At 46.2% G+C, this 22,392-nt stretch carries 17 protein-coding genes; 5 read left to right on the top strand and 12 right to left on the bottom strand.

Annotated features, from left to right (window positions below; genetic code table 11):
• Positions 1 to 336: 336 nt before the first annotated feature.
• The 4 genes from AAEY83_RS02375 to AAEY83_RS02390 form a co-directional block, all read right to left on the bottom strand.
• The gene (locus tag AAEY83_RS02375) at positions 337 to 1,224 is read right to left on the bottom strand and encodes an SDR family NAD(P)-dependent oxidoreductase (RefSeq protein ID WP_025646661.1); all 888 of its coding nucleotides are present in this window, start codon (positions 1,222 to 1,224) and stop codon (positions 337 to 339) included.
• A 257-nt stretch (positions 1,225 to 1,481) separates the two neighbouring features.
• The gene (dusB, locus tag AAEY83_RS02380; RefSeq protein WP_084212653.1) at positions 1,482 to 2,528 is read right to left on the bottom strand and encodes a tRNA dihydrouridine synthase DusB; all 1,047 of its coding nucleotides are present in this window, start codon (positions 2,526 to 2,528) and stop codon (positions 1,482 to 1,484) included.
• Positions 2,529 to 2,657: 129 nt separating this feature from the next.
• A complete protein-coding gene (locus tag AAEY83_RS02385) occupies positions 2,658 to 4,739 on the bottom strand; it encodes a BCCT family transporter (protein ID WP_025646659.1) in 2,082 nt (693 codons plus the stop codon).
• Positions 4,740 to 5,060: 321 nt separating this feature from the next.
• Positions 5,061 to 5,504 (bottom strand): HIT family protein, encoded by a 444-nt coding sequence (locus tag AAEY83_RS02390; RefSeq protein WP_025646658.1) that lies wholly within the window; start codon positions 5,502 to 5,504, stop codon positions 5,061 to 5,063.
• Positions 5,505 to 5,741: 237 nt separating this feature from the next.
• On the opposite strand from AAEY83_RS02390, the gene AAEY83_RS02395 reads away from it, so the two are divergent.
• From AAEY83_RS02395 to AAEY83_RS02405, 3 genes are all read left to right on the top strand, one after another.
• Positions 5,742 to 6,539, top strand: coding sequence for a hypothetical protein (locus AAEY83_RS02395; RefSeq protein WP_025646657.1), 798 nt, complete (start codon positions 5,742 to 5,744; stop codon positions 6,537 to 6,539).
• Positions 6,540 to 6,673: 134 nt separating this feature from the next.
• Entirely contained in the window at positions 6,674 to 8,560 is a 1,887-nt protein-coding gene (gene ilvD / locus AAEY83_RS02400) for a dihydroxy-acid dehydratase (protein WP_025646656.1), read from the top strand.
• Positions 8,561 to 8,806: 246 nt separating this feature from the next.
• Positions 8,807 to 10,057: a cation:proton antiporter gene (locus tag AAEY83_RS02405; protein WP_025646655.1), complete on the top strand. Its 1,251-nt coding sequence runs from the start codon at positions 8,807 to 8,809 to the stop codon at positions 10,055 to 10,057.
• An 11-nt stretch (positions 10,058 to 10,068) separates the two neighbouring features.
• On the opposite strand, the gene AAEY83_RS02410 is transcribed toward AAEY83_RS02405, so the two are convergent.
• From AAEY83_RS02410 to AAEY83_RS02425, 4 genes are all read right to left on the bottom strand, one after another.
• Entirely contained in the window at positions 10,069 to 11,445 is a 1,377-nt protein-coding gene (locus tag AAEY83_RS02410; protein ID WP_037059516.1) for an EstA family serine hydrolase, read from the bottom strand.
• A 124-nt stretch (positions 11,446 to 11,569) separates the two neighbouring features.
• Entirely contained in the window at positions 11,570 to 12,085 is a 516-nt protein-coding gene (locus AAEY83_RS02415; RefSeq protein ID WP_025646653.1) for a protein tyrosine phosphatase family protein, read from the bottom strand.
• A gap of 215 nt (positions 12,086 to 12,300) precedes the next feature.
• Positions 12,301 to 13,218: a MaoC family dehydratase gene (locus AAEY83_RS02420; RefSeq protein ID WP_025646652.1), complete on the bottom strand. Its 918-nt coding sequence runs from the start codon at positions 13,216 to 13,218 to the stop codon at positions 12,301 to 12,303.
• A 209-nt stretch (positions 13,219 to 13,427) separates the two neighbouring features.
• On the bottom strand, positions 13,428 to 14,828 hold the full coding sequence (locus AAEY83_RS02425) for a 3-oxoacyl-ACP reductase (protein ID WP_025646651.1): 1,401 nt from the start codon (positions 14,826 to 14,828) through the stop codon (positions 13,428 to 13,430).
• 647 nt (positions 14,829 to 15,475) lie between these two features.
• Between AAEY83_RS02425 and AAEY83_RS02430 the strand changes: the two genes are divergently transcribed.
• Positions 15,476 to 17,335, top strand: coding sequence for an acetyl-CoA C-acetyltransferase (locus AAEY83_RS02430; protein WP_025646650.1), 1,860 nt, complete (start codon positions 15,476 to 15,478; stop codon positions 17,333 to 17,335).
• Positions 17,336 to 17,519: 184 nt separating this feature from the next.
• Positions 17,520 to 18,599: a polyphosphate kinase 2 gene (gene ppk2, locus AAEY83_RS02435; RefSeq protein ID WP_264673184.1), complete on the top strand. Its 1,080-nt coding sequence runs from the start codon at positions 17,520 to 17,522 to the stop codon at positions 18,597 to 18,599.
• Between the two features lie 70 nt (positions 18,600 to 18,669).
• Here the strand turns inward: ppk2 and AAEY83_RS02440 are convergent, their stop codons facing one another.
• The 4 genes from AAEY83_RS02440 to lpxK form a co-directional block, all read right to left on the bottom strand.
• Positions 18,670 to 19,017 (bottom strand): PilZ domain-containing protein, encoded by a 348-nt coding sequence (locus AAEY83_RS02440; protein ID WP_025646648.1) that lies wholly within the window; start codon positions 19,015 to 19,017, stop codon positions 18,670 to 18,672.
• A 116-nt stretch (positions 19,018 to 19,133) separates the two neighbouring features.
• The gene (locus tag AAEY83_RS02445; protein ID WP_025646647.1) at positions 19,134 to 20,246 is read right to left on the bottom strand and encodes a DNA polymerase III delta subunit-related protein; all 1,113 of its coding nucleotides are present in this window, start codon (positions 20,244 to 20,246) and stop codon (positions 19,134 to 19,136) included.
• 97 nt (positions 20,247 to 20,343) lie between these two features.
• Positions 20,344 to 21,183 (bottom strand): 3-deoxy-manno-octulosonate cytidylyltransferase, encoded by an 840-nt coding sequence (gene kdsB / locus AAEY83_RS02450; RefSeq protein ID WP_037059515.1) that lies wholly within the window; start codon positions 21,181 to 21,183, stop codon positions 20,344 to 20,346.
• Positions 21,184 to 21,230: 47 nt separating this feature from the next.
• On the bottom strand, positions 21,231 to 22,373 hold the full coding sequence (gene lpxK, locus AAEY83_RS02455; RefSeq protein WP_025646645.1) for a tetraacyldisaccharide 4'-kinase: 1,143 nt from the start codon (positions 22,371 to 22,373) through the stop codon (positions 21,231 to 21,233).
• Positions 22,374 to 22,392: the final 19 nt, after the last annotated feature.

Consider the following 22,392-nt stretch of genomic DNA (forward strand, 5'->3'; position numbering starts at 1 on the left):
CGAATAATAGATGATGAAGTCTTTGATAAGAATCTGGGAGACCTTCCTAAATTTTGTGTAAGTATTTAATCTAAACGTCAGTTACACAGAATCTGGGATGGTCTCTTCAAGTCCTCACTAGCGCACCGATCATAGATAGAATATCTATGGTAAGTACATCATGAAGTACACTGTGGCTATCTCAGCAAGTTGAAACCTTAATAACATTAGCTCACAGCCAAAGATTCAAGTCCTCACTAGGGAACCACTCGTTGTTCCCTTAACAAAACTGACGAAAAACTAAAAAGGACGCCGAAGCATCCTTTTTATTCATACCAAGTCCACTAAAGTGCTATTTTAATGATGCTCGCCTGGCAGGATTCTAGCAAAGGCGCGCTGCGCTAAAGTAGGCTTAGTATCTGTCGTTTGCGCAGCCGATGAGCTTGGGAAGATACGATAGCCGATAGACTGAATGCCAACGTTGATGGCTGGCGCTAGCGAATAAGTTGCAGAGGCAAACTTACCCATGCCGCTGGCGATACTATTGGGTTTTTTCACGATAGCTTTGGCTACCATCATAGCCGCCTCATTAGGCATCAGTGCTGGCATGTAGCGATATAGTTTGGTCGGTGCAATCATCGGCGTGCGCACCAGCGGCATAAAGATATTGGTAATGGTAATGTTATCGCCTTTGACCTCAGCAGCTAAGCAGCGACTAAAAGCATCTAGAGCAGATTTTGAGGCGACATAAGCGCCAAAACGTGGGCTATTGGCTAGTACACCAATCGAGGATATATTGACGATTTGACCGGTTTTTTGCTCTATCATGCCGGGTAAGCAAGCCAGGATAATCTTAACTGCGCCAAAATAGTTAATATCCATGGTGCGCTCAAAATCGTGAAAGCGATTGACTGACTCATGAACAGAGCGGCGGATGGAGCGGCCTGCATTATTGACTAGAACGTCGATACTGTCGAAGTCTTCTTGAATAAGCTTGCTAGTCTTTTCGATATCATCCATGTCGGTCAAGTCACAAGGATAATAGCTGGCCTTGCCGCCTAATACTTCAATGTTTTCTTTGACGACTTTTAGCTTCTCTTCAGTACGGGCAAGTAAGATAACGTGTGCACCGCACTCACTAAGTAAAAAAGCCGTACGCTCGCCGATACCACTTGAAGCACCGGTGATGATAATATTTTTACCTTTGACGACTTTGCTAATTTTTTTCTTTGAAGGGTTTGCCATAAAACATCCTTGTTATTTAATTATTGTATATGTGACTGGCTGTGTGTACAGCGTAACCTCGAGCAAAATATAGCCCCTACTCCTATAAAGACTACATAGTAAGACCTGCGTCTTTGACTTTACTTGATTTGGAGAATATATACAATGGTCATCGAGACACTCTAAGCGTAAAAGGTGCTTTGAGAACGTTTTATCTAGTGACTTCATCTTAGCTTTGACGCTGCATACCGTTTGAGCAGAAAAATAAAGGCTTACTATCATTCGTGCGCTTGTAAGAACTCCTCCACTACTCGAAACTGTCCTGCTGTACTCTCCTCGCCATACATCGCTTGACGAAAGGCGTTAGAACTAGGAATACCTGTGGTGTACCAAGCGATATGTTTACGTGCGATACGGCATCCTGAATACTCACCATAAAAGTCATACAGCTCTTGCAAGTGCGCTAACACTATATCTTTGATCTCGCGGATAGTAGGCGCAGCTAATTGTTCACCGGTACGCAAGTAGTGCTCAATATCGCGAAACAGCCACGGCTGGCCTTGTGCGGCGCGGCCTATCATCACCGCATCACAGCCGGTCAGCTCATACACTTGTTGCGCTTTTTGCGCGCTATCGATATCGCCATTAGCAATCACTGGAATATTGATGCTGTCTTTGACCGCGCGGATAAGCTCATAACGGGCATTACCTGTGTACATATCCTCGCGCGTACGCCCATGAATGGCGATAGCCGCTATGCCTGCTTGCTCTGCGCGCTTGGCAACTCGCAAGATATTTTCACGGCCATTTTCAAAGCCCAAACGCGTCTTTAGCGTCACAGGCGCATCAACGGCATTTACCGCCGCATCAAGCAAACGCGCAACCAAATCCTCATCCTGCAATAGCGCCGATCCTGCAAGCTTACGGCAGACTTTTTTAGCCGGACAGCCCATATTGATGTCGATAATCTGGGCGCCGTTGTCGATCTGATAACGCGCCGCCTCAGCAAGTTTATCCGGCTCAGCGCCCGCTATCTGAGCTGATATTGGCGCAATCTCACCATCGAAATTGGCTCGGTATAAAGATTTTTTACGGGCATAGAGCGCGGTATCTGCGATGATCATTTCACTGACAGCATGCCCGGCGCCAAAAGATTTGCACAGTCTACGAAAAGGGTTGTCCGTCACGCCGGCCATGGGCGCGACCATCAGACGGTTTTCGATACTCAGACCACCGATATCAAGCGGCTGTAATAAGGGATGCTGAGCGGCAACTGGTGCTGAAGAATCAGCCATCGCAGAATTCGCAGAAGTATTTATAGACATAAAAAACGGCTTGATTTGCATAGAAAACAAGCCGTTATTCTAAGGGTTCGTACGCATATTGCAAGCCATTCACGTCAATCCTTTGCCGCTATGACTTTCAATATGACTTCCAAATAGGCGATGCGCCGCTTACTTATCAAACACACTGCCCTGCTCTAGGGTAATATTGTCATCATGCTCTTGCATACGCCACGGCAGGCTGTTGGGAGATTCATGTAAGAACTTGAGGTACTTCTCAAAGTGATCAATGATGTCATTAATCACTGACTCCGATTGATAGCCATAGAGATCATAGGTCTGAGCGCCGCGGCGTAGATACACTTGCGCGCGGTACTGATGCTCTTGTGTCGCTTCTTCTGTGTTATCTACTGCTGTCTTGTCGTCTGCTGAGCCATCAGTGTCTTCGGCATAGTAGTCGGGCAGCTCATGATTAGATAGGCGCACCTCATACCAAAACTCAACATCATCTCCACGCTGCAGCTCTAGTACCGCGCGATTATTGATATCATCGTAATTGACTTCAGGTACCCAGCCTCTCTCGGCGAATTTTTCAGCGACCTTAGTCATCGACTCCATGACCGTACCCTGAATATAAGCGAGCACTTCCTCACGACTTGGCTGATCAGTAATATAGTCAATACGATCTCGCCAAGCCTCAAGCTTTAATAGATGCGGCGGCAGATGATTGTTGTCGGCTAAGCTTTCATTACGATGCCCCTCGATACGGAGCGCGCGCCACATACCAAACATCGCAATCAAGATAATCATAGTAAACGGCAAGGCACTGACGATAGCTGCCGTCTGCAATGCTTGAAGACCACCTGCCAGCAGCAGTACAGACGCCACAACCCCTAAGATAAGCACCCAAAACGTGCGCTGCCAAGCTGGCGTATCACTACGGCCACCCGCCGCTAGCGAGTCTATCACTAGTGAGCCTGAGTCTGACGAGGTAATAAAAAAGGTAATAATCAGCACGACTGCTAACCCCGACACCACTTGCGTCAATGGTAGGTTCTCTAACAGTTTAAACAGCGCAATCGCTTGGTTGTTCTGTACTTCCGTAATGAGCGACTCATAGCCTTGCACCATAATCATGTTTAAGGCGGTATCACCGAAGACGGCAAACCAAAAGAAAGTAAAAATAGTCGGCACTAACATGACGCCAGCGATAAACTCGCGAATCGTACGCCCGCGGCTAATCTTGGCGATAAATATCCCGACAAAAGGCGACCATGAAATCGTCCAAGCAAAGATAAATAGCGTCCAGCTGGTGATCCAATCGCCATGCTGATAGGCTTGCAAGCTAAAGGTACGCTCAACGATATTACCCAAATAACTGCCAGTATTCTCCATAAAGGCATTCAAAATAAAGACTGACGGACCGACGACGAATACAAACAACATGAGCGCCGTTGCTAGTATCATATTCAATATTGACAGCCTTTTTACGCCCTTATCCATCCCTGCTAATACGGAAATCAGTGCCAGAGCCGTTATCAGTGTAATCGCAATGACCTGTACTGTAGTATTGACAGGGATGCTTGGCACCAAATAATTCAAACCGGTGTTAATCTGCGAGACTGAAATACCTAAACTTGTGGCAAGGCCAAATAGCGTGCCTAAAATAGCAAAAACATCGACCGCATGACCGATAGGTCCATATATCTTGTCGCCTATGATAGGATAAAGTGTCGAGCGCATGGACAAAGGCAACCCTTGACGAAAAGCAAAATAAGCCAAGGTCAGCGCCACTACCCCATTAATCGCCCAAATATGAAAGCCCCAGTGAAAATAAGCAATCTGCATGGCCTCTTTTGCCGCGGCAATCGTTTGTGGTTCTGATAGTGGCGGCGTAGCAAAATGCAGTACCGGCTCAGCCACCCCATAAAACAACAAGGCAATACCGTAGCCGGCTGAAAACAGCATTGCAAACCATTCTATAAAGTTATATTGCGCGTCGCCGTGATCCGGGCCAAGCTTGATACTGCCATAAGGAGAAAAAGCCAAAGCTACAATAAATATCAAGAACAGCGCCGTGGCAAGCATGTAAAACCAGCCGAAACCCTCTGTAGTAAAGACAAGCACTTGCTCAAATAGACCGCTTGCCAGTTGCGGATTCACCGAAGCTCCAATGACAAGCAGTATCATTACGATGGCTGTCGGTATAAAGACCGGCATCAAAATCGTAGAACGCAGATTCTCATTTTTCATAGTATTATGACTCTTTTTTAGGCGCAAAAACGTTTATAAGCATAAATAAAGCTGAACCCAATGTAAAACATAGCTCGGCATTAATCCAAAAATATAGGTAAGTTTTAACAAACTTCTGAGTCATAAATAGCCGACCAAAAGGCTGTAAAAAGAAGACGGTAAAAAAAGGGCAACTATACAGCTGCCCTTATCGAGAAATGAGCGATTTTCGATATGCCATATTGCAACGATGAAATGCTCGCCATCCTATTGAATGCATCAAATTGTTTAAGGTTATAACCTTTTCGTACTTATTGGTTTAGTACTTATCAGTACTTTAAACTATTGATTATCTATAGCTTCAGCCAGTTGTTTTGCAATAGTAGCAAGCTCATCGCTGTCAGCTTGTGTCACCGCATGACGACCTAACTCATGAATACTACTAGGTAGCAGATGTATATGATAATGAAACACTGTCTGCCCAGCTTGCGAACCATTTAGCTGCATTTGGATGATACCTTCGCGCTCAAACACTTGACGCTGCGCTTGCATGACTTTTTTGGCAGTCATCAGTACCGCTGCCGCATATTCTGGCTCCAAATCAGCCAAATCGATTGCTTTTTGTTTGGGAATGACCAGTACATGACCTTTGGCCTGTGGCATGATATCCATAAAGGCAAGGGTTTTATCATCTTCATACACCTTATGATATGGAATCTCACCCTTTAGCATTTTTGCAAAGATGTTATTGTCATCGTAGCGGCTAGGTTGATTGTTTTGACTCATAGTCTATATCCTTAATAGTAATTTTTAGTTCTAAATATTTTGAAAACGTCGATCCAAATACAAAAGAAGTCTGCAATATAGTGAGCGAAATAGCAAGAGAGCATAAATAATGACTGACAGCTTTTTAGATAGAGTAAAGAGTTATAACCGATCTTTTGCCCTGTCACTCCACTAATTTATTAACGTTTTCTAGCTATCAATGTTATATTAAACCTCTACTCTGATAACACAACTGTTATGGATTTAACTGCCTTGCCGACTCAATCAGCGACGAATATGACTACTGATCAAAATACTCCCTTAAACTCCTCAAACTTAGCGTCATCAGATAACATGACATCTACTGCTAAGGCTGAAGATGGTTCGTCACAAAAGCAAGCAAACGTCATTGACCCTAATGCGATTATTTTGGCACAAGCGCTCACGGATACTGCTATTAGTTGGCGCATTCATAACTGCAAAATCAGCGAAAAAACCGTTAGTCAGGAGTTGCCGCTGCAATTCTTATATCACTATGATAGCCTTGATGATGCTATTAAACAGGCCCATCCTTTGACGCCAAAGCTGCTGGCACAGTTTAATACTCTGATGAGTGCTAAAGAAGCGGCAGCAGCTTTGGGCATCAGCGCCGATTTGATAGCGACGCCTTGGCATGTCAAAGTGATCGGCTCGTTAGTAGTCTTTAGTGAAGCGCTGCAATTAGCAGTACGGCTACATTGGACCAATACGGCCAAGACGACTGAGCAAATTTACACCCAAAACAAAGCTGATGCGGTGATTGCTGCCTTTAAAGATTGGCAGTTTTTTGGCCGCGTTGATGTGCTCTACAAAAACGACAAACAAGCTTTAATCAGCATCGATGAGTATAGTATCGATAAAGATAGCAGTGTCGATGATTGGGTGCTGACGATTGCTGCGGGCAATGACTACCAACTGTTACCCGCTACCCACGCTCTAAGCATCCTCTCAAAACTTGAAGAGCACAAACCTAAGCTGCCTTGGTTTGAGGCGGCTATACTAGAACGCATTGAGTAGCGTTAGCCACTGATTATGTGCCGCGCGCTATCTGGCAGTCTACTATTGATATCAATACAAATTATCACTGTTACATTCTAACGATGGCATCAAAAAACAAACGTACCCTTTATTAGATTAGTAAGGAATAACACATGGATTATCGCTCAAAAACCTCTACTGGTGGCCGCAATATGGCAGGCGCACGAGCGTTATGGCGCGCAACGGGGATGACGGATGGCGACTTTGGTAAGCCTATCATCGCTATTGCCAATTCTTTTACGCAGTTCGTACCCGGTCATGTCCATCTAAAAGATCTTGGCCAATTGGTCGCACGTGAGATCGAGCGCGCAGGCGGCGTGGCAAAAGAGTTCAATACTATCGCGGTGGATGACGGTATTGCGATGGGTCACAGCGGTATGCTCTACTCGTTGCCGAGCCGTGATTTGATAGCGGACTCTGTGGAGTATATGGTCAACGCTCACTGCGCTGATGCGTTGGTCTGTATCTCTAACTGTGACAAAATCACCCCCGGTATGCTGATGGCAGCGATGCGTCTCAATATTCCTGTAGTCTTCGTTTCAGGCGGCCCAATGGAAGCGGGTAAAGTCGTCGCTAGTACCGTCGGCAAAAGCCATAATAATGAAGACTCGCAAGGTAGCGCTATTCGCAAATTAGATCTAGTCGACGCAATGATGGACGCCGCTGACGATACCATCAGCGATGAAGATGTACGAGAGATCGAAGTCTCTGCTTGTCCAACTTGTGGCTCGTGCTCAGGGATGTTCACCGCAAACTCCATGAACTGTCTGACCGAAGCGCTAGGTCTATCGCTGCCGGGTAATGGCTCGCTGCTTGCCACACATGCGCTACGCCGTGAGCTATTTTTAGAAGCGGGTCGTACTATCGTCGATTTGGCGAAACGCCGTTATGAGCAAGATGATGATTCGGTACTACCGCGCTCTATCGCTAGCAAAGCGGCGTTTGAAAACGCTATGAGCCTCGATATCGCAATGGGCGGCTCAACCAACACTATCTTGCATCTGCTCGCTGCGGCAAATGAAGCAGAGATTGACTTTAAGATGGCTGATATCGATAGACTCAGCCGCCGTGTGCCTTGCCTATCAAAAGTCGCGCCTGCCACGCAAAAGTACCACATGGAAGATGTACACCGCGCAGGCGGGGTTATGGCACTGCTAGCAGAGTTAGATAGAGCGGGCTTATTGAGCACAGAGGTGCCTACCATTCATAGCCCATCAATGCGCGCAGCTCTTGATAAATGGGATATCATGAATCCTGATAATACTGAAGCGCGGGCGCGTTATATAGCAGCTCCTGGCGGCGTGCGTACGACAGAAGCGTTTTCGCAAGATAAAGAATGGCCTAACCTCGATGTCAACCGCGAGTCAGGCTGTATCCGCAGTGCTAAGCATGCTTACTCAGAAGATGGCGGTCTTGCTGTACTCTACGGCAATATCGCCGAGCGAGGCTGCGTGGTCAAAACCGCAGGCGTCGATGAGAGTATCTTAGTGTTCACCGGTCGCGCGCGTCTGTTTGAGTCGCAAGATGCGGCTGTCGAGGCGGTATTATCCGATGAGATCGTAGCAGGTGACGTGGTTATTATTCGTTATGAAGGGCCTAAAGGCGGTCCTGGCATGCAAGAGATGCTCTATCCAACCACTTATTTGAAGTCTAAAGGCTTAGGTAAAGAGTGCGCTTTACTCACCGATGGCCGCTTCTCTGGCGGTACGTCAGGATTATCTATCGGCCACGCCAGCCCAGAAGCCGCTGAGGGCGGCGCTATTGGCTTAGTGGTCGAGGGCGATACGATTCACATTGATATCCCCAACCGTACTATCAATATGGACGTGAGCGATGCGGATTTAGCAGCGCGCCGCGAAGAGATGGAAGCACGCGGCCGCGACGCATGGAAGCCCGTTGATCGTGCCCGTCACGTCTCCCCTGCTCTACGTGCTTATGCGGCGATGACGACGAGCGCTGATACTGGCGCGGTACGTGATGTCAGTCAAGTGGAGCGCTAATCGCTTACTTATAAATACGCTATCGCCTCAAAAGTCAGCCTAAGTGCTGGCTTTTTTGTTGTCTATATAAGCTGGCTTATTATCAGTAGCCGCTGTTTGCTCTACGCGCTATTACCAAAAACCAACGTATTTTTTAAAGTGATAACGTTTTTTTGCGGAAATGTTTAGCCTTTTTCTACATGATAAGTAACGATTCAGGCCATTTAGATACTGGCGAATACTAACTTATAGGCATACGCAACTTTTATGATCGAAAATTATAACTATATTCTGTTGATAGGCGGCGTCGCGTTTTTACTAGGGGCTATCTTTCCTATTATCTCCAAACGCGTCCCTATCTCGTTGCCTATGCTGCAAGTCGGCTTTGGGATGATCGTTGGCTATTTTTGGCTGACGTTATCTTTTTTGAACCCTTTAGACAATGGCCTCCTCATCGAAAAGGTGACTGAGATTGTGGTATTGGTGTCTTTAGTTGGCGCAGGTATCAAGATAGACACTGAGCTGGCTTGGGACTTATGGCGTCCTACGCTGCGCTTATTACTGGTCACTATGCCGATCTGTATTTTTGCTATGGCAGTACTCGGCTATTACACGTTTGGACTGACTATAGGCGCAGCGATATTATTAGGCGCAGTGCTCGCTCCAACGGACCCGGTGTTAGCGTCTAGTATTCAAGTAGGGCCACCAAATAGCGGCGGTGAGGATACCCCGCGCTTCACTTTGACTTCAGAGGCTGGTCTCAATGATGGTCTTGCTTTTCCCTTTGTTTATTTAGCGATTAATATTGCTGAGGCCTACAATGATGGTCAGCGCATTACTGGGGATCTGTTGTGGTCGTGGTTTACTTATGAGGTACTATGGAAGATATTAGCCGGCGTTGTCGTCGGTATCTTAGTGGGTAAACTCTTAGCAAAAGTTGTTTTTTCGAAGTCTTCTGATGAGACCAATATCTCGCAGGGCTACACTGTTATTGCGTTAACCTTGCTGTCTTATGGGGTAGCAGAATACGTGCATAGTTATGGTTTTATCGCGGTATTTATCGCCGCCTTTGCTTTTCGCCGCTCAGAACATGAACACTCATACCATCAAAAGCTACACGACTTTGCAGAGCAATCTGAGGGCCTGCTGATGTCAGTGATCTTGGTAGCTTTTGGTATGCTTATTGGTCAATGGCTACATTCTGACATTGAGCTGACGTGGTCGGTGTACCTTGTCAGCTTGGCCTTCTTGTTTCTCATACGTCCCATCGGCGGCGTTATAGGACTCACTGGGCTGAATATGCATCATACCGAAAAGTATGCCATCTCTGCACTTGGTATTCGCGGTATTGGTACACTGTACTATCTATCCTATGCGCTTAATAAAGATCTATTTAGCGAAGCTGATGCCACTAAGCTTTGGATAGTTTGCATCATTGTCATCTTGATCTCTATCTTCATTCATGGGCTAAGCGCGCCGTCACTATTGAATATGACACCAGATAAATCACGCCGGTAAAGACTGTGTGCTTAATCCTGCGTATCAATCATCTTTATCACTGCTTCGGTCAGCGCAAATTGACGAATATCATTTAGCATTGTGACATCGAAGTTATGAATAAAAGCAAAAGACAACTGCCGCGACGGCTCGCACCAAGCCACTGAACCGTTATAACCCATATGACCAAACCCTTGCTCAGTGCTTGGAGTCACGCTATCATCGCTACTTTGACATATACTAAAGAGCTTATGATAACCCAAGCGCCAATTCATCGAAGCAGGCATCACTGCATCCATCCCTATCACTTGCGGCTGAGACAGCTGTGCAAACGTCTCTGCATCTATCAAAGTTTTACCTTGCCATACGCCGCCATTAGCGAGCATCCCGTAGATAGTGGCGAGAGCTTGCGCTGAAGCGACACCATTGGCTGCAGGTATAACCGCTTGCAGCGTTTGTGCGTCATAGTAATCGATAGGTTGCTTACTTGCTGGCACTAGTGCGGCGCGGTAATTGCTGGCATTAATAGCGCTATGATCGAAGTATAGACGGTTGATTTTCGTAGCGGTCAATGACGTAACGTGCTGTTTTTTATCAGCTGGTGATATAGACTTTTTCTCGTCAGCCAGTTGTTGCCAACACTCATAGCTTGGCAGCTGCCTATAAGCCGCTAACGTCTGCTCCGACTCCGCTTTTAGTACTGGCTTATGGCGTCTTGTTGGCAGTGACCGATTTTCTGACGCAGTATTGATAAAGTCTTTTGCTAATTTAGCGACCTTATCGACTTGATCTGCAGGCACGCCAAAATAGCAGCTGCCCACGATGCCTAAAGGCTCAGTCAGATACTTGCCTAGCGCGGCAGCTAGCGTCATATCAGTCGCTTTTTCTATCAAGCCGCCTAGTATCCATCCATATACCAGCGCGCTATAGGCACTAACAAAATGATCAGCAGCATCAATCTCATTGATCGGCATCGCCGCCACTTCTTCAAGCATTCTCGGCCAGTCTAATAAAGTCGCGTTATCCACATCGATAGCACTAATGGCGAACAAACTGGCTTGATGCGACATCAGCTTGCGTAGCGTAATCTTTGCTTTCCCATTAGCCGCAAACTCAGGCCAATAGCTGGCAATCGGCTCGTCATAAGCCAGCATACCCTCAGAGACCAAAACGTGTGCTAGCGTCGCCAGTACGCCTTTACCCGTAGAAAAATTAAGCGCTAAAGTATCTGCTTGCCACTTATCATTGCTTTGTTCATTGCTTTGTGCTTGGCCTATGCTAGCAGCAGCTACGAACTCGCCTGCCTGATAAACCACTACCGAGCCACCTGCTGGCGCGTCCTCTAGCTGCAAATCATTGAGTAAGCGTTGCAGTTTTTGTTGCAGCTCGTTATTGACACTCTTGCTCATCGTTATTTCTTCCTTAAAATTATGCTAATAAAAGTACTTAGTTATAAATAAACAGGCGACTTATATAATATAGGTCGCCTGTTTATTTATAACGTCTATGTGCCTGCTAGCAACCTTTTATCGCTTAACGCGGTACTAGTAGCCGATTATAAGTTTCTTGCTCAAGCTTCTCAGTGAGTCCATGGCTATGACCACGATCCATAGCAGTATCCATCTTCCGGCCACGTAACCAGCCTGCACGTAGGGCAACAGCTGCGCCTACTCTGCTGCCGGAGCCGCAGTGCATGACGGTTTTTTTGCCGTGATGTTGACGCAAAATATTATCAAAGGCTAAGATGTTGAGCTGCTTGAGATCAGCGGCGCTAGCGATAGGCAAATGCTCGTAAGCCATGCCAGCTTGTTGAACGGCTTTGGCCTCATCGAAGGCCAGCTCTTCATTGGCTTGTAAGTTGATGACAAGCTCCACGCCTGCCTGCGCAAGAGCGCTCACTTTTTGTTCATCAAGCGCTCCGCACACGATAGTCTGCTCAGCAGGTCGAAAATAAGGCGACAGCGCCTCGGTGAGGACGACACCATTATCAGAGTCGTAGCGAGTATCTGCATCTTGTGATGGTGTCGATTGAGTTGTATTTTGGCTCATAATGATAAAAGAAGATACGTAGTAAGTGAATAATTAAGAATGGCTGAGTTAGCTGTCTTGGCGCTAAACAGTTGTATGTTTAGTGCGGTAACCCCATAAAATACTGAGCGTATTTAGTGCCGAAATTAAAGCAGTTTAACGCTGATAGCGAATATCTATCAGCGTTACTTACTCAAATGTGAGTTACTTCAATATAAATAAAACGGTGCTGTTTATTACTGCGAGTCTTCTATTAACTTGACGACGCCAGCTAAGTGCGGCTTGTCATTTTTGGCACTATATAGGCCAAAATTACAACGATCATCGCTACTTTCAAGTTGATCGACAGGTTCAGCGATGAGCTCTACTTCTGAAGGCAAGAAGATAGGCAACTTAAAAGACACCTCAGCGCTATAAGCATCCGGCAGATCATTCATCAGCGCTAAGCACTTTGCTTTTGACCACATGCCATGCGCGATAGCTTTTGGAAAACCAAATGCTTTTGCTGATAAAGGATGCAGATGAATCAAATTAAAATCACCTGAGATAAAAGCATAACGGCGGCCGATATCCTCTGGCACCTCAAATACTTTATGCACCCCTTTTTCATTAACCATAGGCTTGACGGTCACTGGGCGCGGTTTACTTCTCTCAGTGCTATTGGCTTTAGGTTTTTTACCGCGAGCCAGATAAGTAGACGTACCCTCCCAAATGATGTCTTCTTGCGATTTTACCGTCGTCACAAAATCAAACTGCTGACCTTGCGCATGATCACGCAGATTAGCAAAACTCACTGACAAGGTCACCGTCTCACGCTCACCAATAGGACGATGCTGAGTCACTACGTTGTCAACGTGTACTAACCCTAGCATCGGAAATGGGAATGGCTCTTTGACCATCATATTCATCTGCAGGGTCTGTGATAGCACCGCAAAATAAGTAATCGGCACCTTGCCGTTGTCACTAAAGCCGCAAATTTTACGATAATCATCCAAGTTGCTTTGATCAATATGTAAATCGTCTACAGTATAAGTAGCTGATGGCAATGCATCCTTACTGACTTTAGTGTTATCACCGATTGGCAGTAAGCTTTTGATGATATTGGCATATGTGGTATGCGCTTTTGGCAGGGCATCATAATGGGTATCTGACATAAATCTATCCTAGGTAGGGCTTAGCAAACTTTTAATAAAACGAATGAGCTGACGGTTTAAGTCTTATAGCTATCTATTCCTGTGTTTTTATCATAAAAAAGCCACCCTCGGGCAGCTTTCTTAACAATTATTAGTATTTTTTTCGTAAGTATATGTGAGCTGACTTAAACTATCTTAATAAAATCAGTAGCTTGCATAAAATCTGTATATTAAGCGCCTAACATGCTTTGACCACAGACGCGTACCGTATTACCGTTCAAGCCGCCAGAGGCAGGAGACGCCAGCCAAGCGATGGTTTCTGCCACATCGACAGGTAATCCGCCTTGGCTCATAGAGTTCATACGGCGACCTGCTTCACGAATAGCGAACGGGATAGCTTCTGTCATTTGTGTTTCAATAAAGCCTGGGGCAACCGCATTGATGGTCATGCCTTTGCCTTCATTAGCCAATTGTCTGGCAGTTGCATCGACTAAACCGATAACACCTGCTTTTGAAGTCGCATAGTTGGTCTGACCTAAGTTACCGGCGATACCTGAGATTGAAGAGACGCAGACGATACGCGCATCGTCTTTTAGCACTTGTTTTTCAAGTAAGTACTTATTGAGCTCAGCTACGCTATTTAGGTTGATATCGATAACCATATCCCATTTTTTCTCATCCATATTGGCAAGCGTCTTATCACGCGTCACGCCAGCATTATGGATAATAGCGTCAAGGCCACCGCGCTTTTGCGCAGCATCAGCGATCTGTTCGCCTGCATCGGCGCTGGTGATATCTACAGTCAAGGTCGAGCCGCTGATTTCACTAGCGACATTTTGTAGGTCCGCTTGTTGCTGCGGCACATCTAAACAAATCACATGCGCGCCTTCGCGAGCTAATACCCGTGCGATAGCTTCGCCAATACCGCGACTTGCGCCAGTGACGAGCATCGTTTTGCCCGCAAGAGGCTGTGACCAATCGATATCGATGGTGTTACCTGCGCCAACACGGACAACTTGACCTGAAACATAAGCGGAGCGAGCTGAGGTAAAGAAGCGCAGCGCTGAATCTAGATTCTTCTCACTACCTTTAGCCACATAAATGAGCTGTGCGGTGATACCGCGTTTGAACTCTTTACCCACTGACTTCACAAAGCCCTCAAGCGAGCGCTGAGCAAGTGCAGTTTGCACATCGTCGATATCTTCAGGCGGGCGACCAATGATGACCACGCGGCCAGACTTTTCAACGCTACGCGCGACTTGATGAAAAAACTCATACACTTGCTTGAGCTGATCGGCGTTACTGATGTTACTTGCATCAAATAGTAAGACTTTAAACTTATCTTTGCTGCCTGTATTGGCTTTGGCTTCGATACCTGCCTCTATCAACGCATCTTTGGCGTCATCACGGCTATTGACATAAACCTCAGCATGCAAGTCAGATAAGATACGCGCAACTGAGTTACTGACACTCATGTCATCGCCTTCGGCACGGCCAACTAAGACGCTACCACGTACCAAACGTTGACCGCTCTCAAAACGATCTAGACTTACCGGCTGCGGCAACCCTAAGTTTTTGGCTACTTTTTTACCAATTGAAGATTGTACAAAATCACCATAACGGTCTGACATAAAATACTCCTGTATATAAAGATAAAAATAGAGTCTAAAAAATAATACCTATTATAAAGACTCACTTGGGCGATGATTATAAGTGTTTAGTAATTCCGGCTATACAGCTTTTGGCCACAATAAGCCTACTATAGAGTTTAACCAATTTGTCATCGCTAACGTTAGCGCTTGTCGACCGTAACCCTATTTATTAATAACCGTCTTAAACCGCTTTTAACTCGCCTTACCAAAGCGTCTAAAGCGTCTATAGTAACGAATTACCAGCCCCATCTGCAAACCAGATAAAAGTCAATAGAGTGCCGCAAGCACAAACGTAGACAGCACAGTTACTCTATAATCATTTAAAAAAAATCCGCTTATGTTAAAATCTGATCGGTACTTACTATAAGTTATGATCTACACTGTCAATGATAACAATATATTATTGAATGAGCCACTCAGTATTCAGCCTAGTCGATACTGCTCAGTCTAATCTTTGCAGGTTACTTTTTGCACTCTTGTTGCTTTACCTTGTAAATATTTGCTAAAGCCCTACAAGAAGGTTATTAAAATTATTGTGATTAGCAGCTATCATATTATGTATTGACTAATTTTATTGACGAATACTTTTATACCCTAACATTCACTACTACTTTAAGGATACTTTTATGAGTAACAAAAAAGACAGCCCTATTGTTGGAACGACAGTCGTCAAAGGTGACGATGATAGCGCCAAAAAAACGACGACTAGCAGCCAAAGTGCGGCACCATCTACAGACAACGACGCGCAGTATGACTCTATCGCTGACCTAAAGCAGCATACCGATATTCTTGATGCCGATGGCAATCGGGTTACCGAGCAAGCGAATAGCGCTGAAGCGGATAAAAAAGCAAAGATCACGGAAGACAGAGCGAGCGATAAAAAAGCGGCTAAAGAGGAAGAGCTGGCTACTCTTGGTGCAGCTCCTGAGTCTACCACCACTGACAAAGAAAAAACGGATAGCGCTGATAAAGCCAAAACAGACAGCACTGATAAGAATAGCTCTAGTAAAAACAGCGCTGACGAAAAACCAGCCAGCAAGCGCACAACTGCTAGCAAAAGCACTAATGCCAGCACTAAGACAAGCACCACGACTAAAAACAACACTACCGAGAAAGATGCTATGACAGATAAAAAAGACGAAACAAAAGCCGCCAGCAAAAAACCTCGCACTACGCCTAAAAAGAAAAGCGCAGCGTCAAGCACAGGTCAGCAGCGCGTTGCAATCTTAGGGGGTAACCGTATTCCATTTGCACGCTCAAATGGTCCCTATGCCGATGCCAGTAATATTGACATGCTTACCGCAGCCTTAAATGGTCTAGTCGAGCGTTATAACTTACAAGACGAGCAAATAGGCGAAGTGGTTGCCGGCGCGGTACTTAAGCTTAGCCGCGACTTAAACTTGACTCGTGAGGCGGCGCTGAATACTGCACTAAACCCGCATACGCCAACTTATGATATCGCTCAAGCTTGTAATACTGGTCTGCAAGCGACCTTTGCTTCAGCGAACAAAATCGCATTAGGTCTTATCGACTCAGCTATCACTGGCGGTGTTGATACCACATCTGATGCGCCTATCGCAGTCGGTGATGGCCTACGTAAGGTCTTGATCAAACTAGGCGCGGCTAAGACGAACAAGCAGCGTCTAAAAGCGCTAATGGGTCTGAATCCAAAAGACATCATCGACTCTCCTCAAAACGGCGAGCCGCGTACTGGTTTATCTATGGGCGATCATCAAGCGATCACTGCTCTTGAATGGAACATCAGCCGCGAAGATCAAGACGAGCTGGCATTCAATAGCCACAAAAACTTGGCGCGTGCCTATGACGAAGGTTTCTTTGACGACTTGATCACTCCTTATAAAGGTCTGACTCGCGATAACAACCTACGCCCAGACACCACTTTAGAAAAACTCGCTAAGCTCAAGCCAGTATTTGGCAAGAAAAACGCCAACCCAACGATGACCGCTGCGAACTCAACGCCGCTCACCGATGGCGCATCATGTGTACTATTAGCCAACGATGAGTGGGCCAAAGAGCGCGGTCTAAAGCCATTGGCTTATATCGTCCATCAAGAGACCGCTGCGGTAGATTTCATCGGTAAGTCTGGCGAAACTGAAGGCTTACTCATGGCACCTGCTTACGCCGTACCGCGTATGCTTGAGCGTGCAGGTCTTACCCTACAGGACTTTGACTTCTACGAGATTCATGAAGCTTTTGCCTCACAAGTACTATCAACGCTTGCCGCTTGGGAAGATGAGACTTTCTGCCAAGAGCGTTTAGGTCTTGATGCGCCACTAGGTTCCATCGATCGTAGCAAGCTTAACGTTAACGGTTCATCACTAGCAGCTGGTCATCCTTTTGCTGCAACTGGTGGTCGTATCTTAGCCACAGCGGCTAAATTACTCGACGAAAAAGGCTCAGGCCGTGCGCTTGTCTCTATTTGCGCTGCTGGTGGTCAAGGCGTCACTTGTATCTTAGAGAAGTAAGCTCAATACCTCTCAAGTTAAGAAGACAAGCTGAACTGTTCTTCTAATCAATACATATTTGTTGACAAAAGAAATGCCCTTTAATGTATTTAAAGGGCATTTTTTATTGTCTTTACTTTGCTATGATAGAACCGACCAAGATAGTAATTAAAAAAAGCTGATACGTCAAACAAAGGTAATGTTTATGGGTAAGACGAAAGTTTTATTAAGAAAAATGAAACAAATCATTTTTGGCTCTGACAAACAGGTGATGACAGAACCACTTACAACCACTGAATTTCAATCTCTAACCACTCATGAGCAATTAGATCAATACAATCAGGAACAGGCCATCCTAGCCGAACGTATTGAAAAAGACATTCTTGACGATGAGCTTCGTCGAAAAATGCACCAAGACTTAATCGATACCTATGATGAAGAGCTAGAAAACGAAATAGATGATTATGTGCGTGATTTTCGTTTTGATGGGCGGGAGATGAGCGAACAAGAAAGGCTGGATCGCCGACTGTACTTTCAGGAGCTGGTGCGCCTGCAGCGCGAGCTTATCAAGCTACAAGACTGGGTGGTCGATCGCGGCGAGCGCATTGTCGTTATCTTTGAAGGACGCGACTCTGCGGGTAAAGGCGGTGCGATTAAGCGCATCACTCAGCGGCTGAATCCAAGGGTTTGTAGAGTAGCCGCCCTACCTGCGCCTACCGAGCGTGAACAATCACAGTGGTATTTTCAGCGTTATGTAGCACACTTGCCAGCGGCGGGCGAGATTGTCTTATTTGATCGTAGCTGGTATAACCGTGCTGGTGTTGAGCGAGTCATGGGGTTTTGCAGTGATGCGCAGTACGAAGAGTTTTTTCAATCGGTACCTGAGTTTGAGCGTATGCTAGTGCGCTCAGGTATCCGCCTCGTAAAATACTGGTTTTCAATTACTGATGATGAGCAGCATTCACGGTTTATGAGCCGCATCCATGATCCGCTAAAGCAGTGGAAACTATCACCGATGGACTTACAATCGCGTCGACGCTGGGAAGATTATACTAAAGCCAAAGAGACGATGTTTGAGCGCACTCATATCCCAGAAGCGCCTTGGTGGGTGGTTGAGGGTAATAATAAAAAGCGCGCGCGGCTTAATTGCATCGCTCATCTACTAGAGCAAATCCCTTATGTCGAAGTACCACGTGAAGAGGTAGATCTGCCGGATCGTAAGCGTGATGACGAGTACTACCGCGAGCCTATCCCCGATGATATGTACGTGCCATCGCGTTATTGAGCAGTATTGAACGGTCTTGAGAGATAGTAGACTATTTTAAAATCTACATCTTTTAGAATAGGGCAAAAACCTACATCGTATAAGTGTTTTGTTGACTGTCTATCTTGCCGGCAAGCAGCCGCTCTACTTCGTTCTTAATTCTTTGGCCAGTGACATCTTTACCGATTTGCACCGCGAATCCTGCTGGGCGGTGGGCGTTGGCTTTATGATTGATCCAGACTACTTTGCCACTCATTGGCAAACGCTCTTTTGAGTTTGGCAGAGTAAAAGCCACAAACACCTCATCGCCTAAACACTGCTCGAGGTTGCTGGGTACAAATAAAGCGCCGTTGTCGACAAAAGACAAATAACTGGCATATAAGGTGGTGATATCTTCGATATGACAAGTAAGAATTCCACCGCGTCCTGGCATCGCCATAATCAGCTCCTTGAAGGTTAGGCTTTTGAATATAAGGTTTATTGCAGATTTGACTATATATTTATAACAGCTAAAGCAGTTGTATGAGCCTCACTGCAGTTTTTAAGGTCAATATGTTATAACTCTGCTAATGCTTGCATGAGCTTATCATAGGCGAACTTCTCTTGGACATTTTGTTGTAGAGAAATTTTAATGTGTTGCAAGCTATCGACAATATCCTGCATCGACATCTCTGTTGGCTGGTGCTGCGCTAGCGCTTTGGGTAGTTCAGTATCGTTTTGAATACTTGCTAATCCCATATTTATCCGGCGAATATCCAAAAGCATAAGCTCGGTTAATTTGATAAAGTCGGCAAGGTTCAGCTGCTGCTGCCAATAGTCGCTTGCCGCTAGGCTGCTCCGCTTGCCGCTACGCAGAGCCTGCCAAGTCGTCAGCCATAGTGCGCGTTTACTATACCAATCAGCTTGTGCCAAAGCGATCGCAGCTAAAGGTGCACCATTGGCGAGCTGAAGAAGCTGCTGGATCTCATCAATACTGACCGCTTCGCGATTGATGGTGCTGCCAAGCGCCTGCTGTACATAGTCGGCTGACACTGAAGGCTCAATATGCTGCAAAGGCAATTGCTGTACTCGGCTCTTGATAGTCGGAAGTAATTTGCTCGGCGTATCACTTAGTAAAAATAGATGGACTTGCGCTTGCGGCTCCTCCAATGTCTTTAATAGCGCATTAGCGGCGGCGATAGTCATTTGCTCGGCATAGTCCAATACACAAATCCGCACCCCCTGCCCGCCTTGATAAATAAAAGGCTGCAGCGCGCGAATATCATCGACTTTGATAGTGACTTGCGCCTTACTACTGGCTTTGGATGACTTATTACTGCTATTCGATTTTTTAGAATTAGACTTAGTGCCTTCTTGAGCATTATCTGGCTCAGCTGCAAGCGGCAAACTTGCTAAAGGCAATACTTGTAAGCTTGGATGGGTCCCTGATCTTAGCCACTGACAGCTCTCACAATGACCGCAAGCGCCTTGCCGATGACTGGCTTGCTGGTGACACAGTAGCCAAGCGACAAAGCGCCAGACAAACGCCCGTTTACCCATCCCTGACATCCCTGCCGCTAGCAATGCATGCGGTAAGTGATGCGGCGGCATGAGTAAGCGCTCAGTCAGCTGATCCCATAGCGACTGCTGCCAAGGTAATAACGGCGCAAAATAAATACTGTCGGTCATATTCCTTATTACCTTTAATTGTTACCCTCAACCGGCATCTGCAAATGAGTTTTCACAAACGTTTTGCTTAGGTTATTTAACTATTAGTTTTAGAAACCTATGAGTTATGGTATTGCTGGAAATCAATTATGCTCATAGCGTTGAGCCGATCTAAGTCGTCCTGCGTATCTACTCCCGCCGGTAATTGTAACGCGGCAGCAGCAATCGCAATGTGACCACCGTTTTCTAAAATACGCAATTGCTCTAAGCTCTCAAGCACTTCAAGCGGTGTTTGTGGCCACGCCACGAACTGCTCTAGCAGACTGACTCTATAAGCATATAAACCCAAATGACGATAAGCTGCTTTTGGCGGTTTAGGGTCTATATCTAGTGATGCTCCGTCTTTATTATCGCAAGCCATCGCTAAAGCTAGGTCACGATCGCAAGGAATAGGCGCGCGGCTGAAATAAAGCGCGCGCTGTTGCTGATTGACGGTAGCATTCACGACTTTGACCACTGAGGGGCGCATAAAGCTCTCGAAGTCTTCGATTGGCTCATATAAAGTTGCCATGACGCTAGCGCTATCCTTAACCAGTAGCGTTTTGACTTGTTCTAACAGCAAAGGTGGCACTAACGGCTCATCGCCTTGCATATTAATGACAATATCTTCTTTGCTCCAGCCTTTAATAGCAGCGACCTCTGCAAGACGATCAGTGCCTGAAGCGTGATCGTGACGGGTCATAACCACCTCAAAGCCCGCTTCTATGCAAAGCTTAGCAATGCGCTCATCGTCAGTTGCGATACACATATCGTCCGCAAAATCTGCTGCTCGGGCTTTTTCTGCCACCCATAAGATCATAGGCTTGCCATGTATCTCTAATAACGGCTTCCCCGGTAAGCGCGTGCTTTTAAAGCGCGCCGGAATGACGATGTGAGTCTTAAAAGGTACAGTTGTCATAGCTATTTCCATAATAAATCACAGCGCTAAAACTGTGGGTTAAGCGCTCAGTCGTAAGCGGCAGTATCTATTGATGCAGTGTTAATACCTAACGCTTTGAGTTGCTGCTCTAGCGTCTGATAGCAAGCAGCGGATAATTCTGCGCTTACAGGTAACACCCAAAGCCTAGCAGCGAGCGCATGCCAGTCCTGATCAATCTTAGCTGCTTCGCTACTCGCAGCGTGTTGTTGCTGTTGCAACCATAACGCTTTTATCTTCACCGCATCTTTGCTAGTGACCACGATAGGATGCTCAGTATATTGCCATAGCTCAGTTAAGCTAAAGTCATAGTGGTCAGGATAAGGGTGCTCAATGACTTGTAAACCAAGTGTACGCAAAGTATCAAAAAACCGCTGCGGATAGCCAATACCGCTAACGCCGTGTACCGTACTGCCAGCTTCAGGTGCTACAGGCTGACTGATGCTTTCCGTACCGATCTGTGATAATTCGTGCGCTAGCAGCTGCTCTAATGAACTAGGCTGTAAATGCATGGTTAATTTATCTGTCGCTAGCTGGCTATCGCTTAAGATGAGACCGTCAAGTTTTTGGTGGTAAATGACTGTGCTGTCTTTAAGCCGTGATAGCGGCTCGCGTAGATAGCCTACTGGCAACAACTGGCGATTACCAAAGCCGCGTGCAGCGTCCACCACAATCCATTCAATATCGCGCTGCATAGCATAATGTTGTAAGCCATCATCAGCGATAATCAGCTGGATATCCCCATGAGCCTCAAGCAAAGTGGTTATCGCTTGCTTACGATTCGGGCAGACCGCCATAGCCACGCCAGTTGTACCAACGATCAAACAAGGCTCGTCGCCGACGGCACTTGGCAGGCTATCTTTAGTCACCAGCGTTGGCATTTGCGCAGTGTCACCGCCATAGCCGCGACTGATGACGCCGACTTTGACGCCGCGCTGCTGCAGATAGTGCACTAAGCTGATAATTAATGGCGTTTTGCCACTACCGCCTACGCTGATATTACCGATGACCATAACCGGCACAGGAGCGCGGTAGCTTTTCAGCCACTCTAGCTGATAGGCTCTACGGCGTATAGCAGTTAGTAGTCCGTATAGCGCACTTAACGGCAGTAACAACCAAAGCCAAAGCGCTTCTCGCTGCCATGCTTTAGTAATTAGTGTTTCTAGTTTCATAGCGCTAACGATGCTCTTA

The organism is Psychrobacter sp. TB20-MNA-CIBAN-0197 (assembly GCF_040309765.1).
Classification (GTDB): domain Bacteria; phylum Pseudomonadota; class Gammaproteobacteria; order Pseudomonadales; family Moraxellaceae; genus Psychrobacter; species Psychrobacter submarinus.

Coding starts and splice junctions, on each gene's coding strand:
- AAEY83_RS02440 (WP_025646648.1), bottom strand. CDS start 19,017: ATGGCGATGCCAGGACGCGGTGGAATTCTTACTTGTCATATCGAAGAT.
- AAEY83_RS02375 (WP_025646661.1), bottom strand. CDS start 1,224: ATGGCAAACCCTTCAAAGAAAAAAATTAGCAAAGTCGTCAAAGGTAAA.
- AAEY83_RS02415 (WP_025646653.1), bottom strand. CDS start 12,085: ATGAGCCAAAATACAACTCAATCGACACCATCACAAGATGCAGATACT.
- ppk2 (WP_264673184.1), top strand. CDS start 17,520: ATGGGTAAGACGAAAGTTTTATTAAGAAAAATGAAACAAATCATTTTT.
- AAEY83_RS02395 (WP_025646657.1), top strand. CDS start 5,742: ATGGATTTAACTGCCTTGCCGACTCAATCAGCGACGAATATGACTACT.
- AAEY83_RS02390 (WP_025646658.1), bottom strand. CDS start 5,504: ATGAGTCAAAACAATCAACCTAGCCGCTACGATGACAATAACATCTTT.
- kdsB (WP_037059515.1), bottom strand. CDS start 21,183: ATGACAACTGTACCTTTTAAGACTCACATCGTCATTCCGGCGCGCTTT.
- AAEY83_RS02445 (WP_025646647.1), bottom strand. CDS start 20,246: ATGACCGACAGTATTTATTTTGCGCCGTTATTACCTTGGCAGCAGTCG.
- AAEY83_RS02420 (WP_025646652.1), bottom strand. CDS start 13,218: ATGTCAGATACCCATTATGATGCCCTGCCAAAAGCGCATACCACATAT.
- AAEY83_RS02385 (WP_025646659.1), bottom strand. CDS start 4,739: ATGAAAAATGAGAATCTGCGTTCTACGATTTTGATGCCGGTCTTTATA.
- lpxK (WP_025646645.1), bottom strand. CDS start 22,373: ATGAAACTAGAAACACTAATTACTAAAGCATGGCAGCGAGAAGCGCTT.
- AAEY83_RS02410 (WP_037059516.1), bottom strand. CDS start 11,445: ATGAGCAAGAGTGTCAATAACGAGCTGCAACAAAAACTGCAACGCTTA.
- AAEY83_RS02425 (WP_025646651.1), bottom strand. CDS start 14,828: ATGTCAGACCGTTATGGTGATTTTGTACAATCTTCAATTGGTAAAAAA.
- AAEY83_RS02430 (WP_025646650.1), top strand. CDS start 15,476: ATGAGTAACAAAAAAGACAGCCCTATTGTTGGAACGACAGTCGTCAAA.
- ilvD (WP_025646656.1), top strand. CDS start 6,674: ATGGATTATCGCTCAAAAACCTCTACTGGTGGCCGCAATATGGCAGGC.
- dusB (WP_084212653.1), bottom strand. CDS start 2,528: ATGTCTATAAATACTTCTGCGAATTCTGCGATGGCTGATTCTTCAGCA.
- AAEY83_RS02405 (WP_025646655.1), top strand. CDS start 8,807: ATGATCGAAAATTATAACTATATTCTGTTGATAGGCGGCGTCGCGTTT.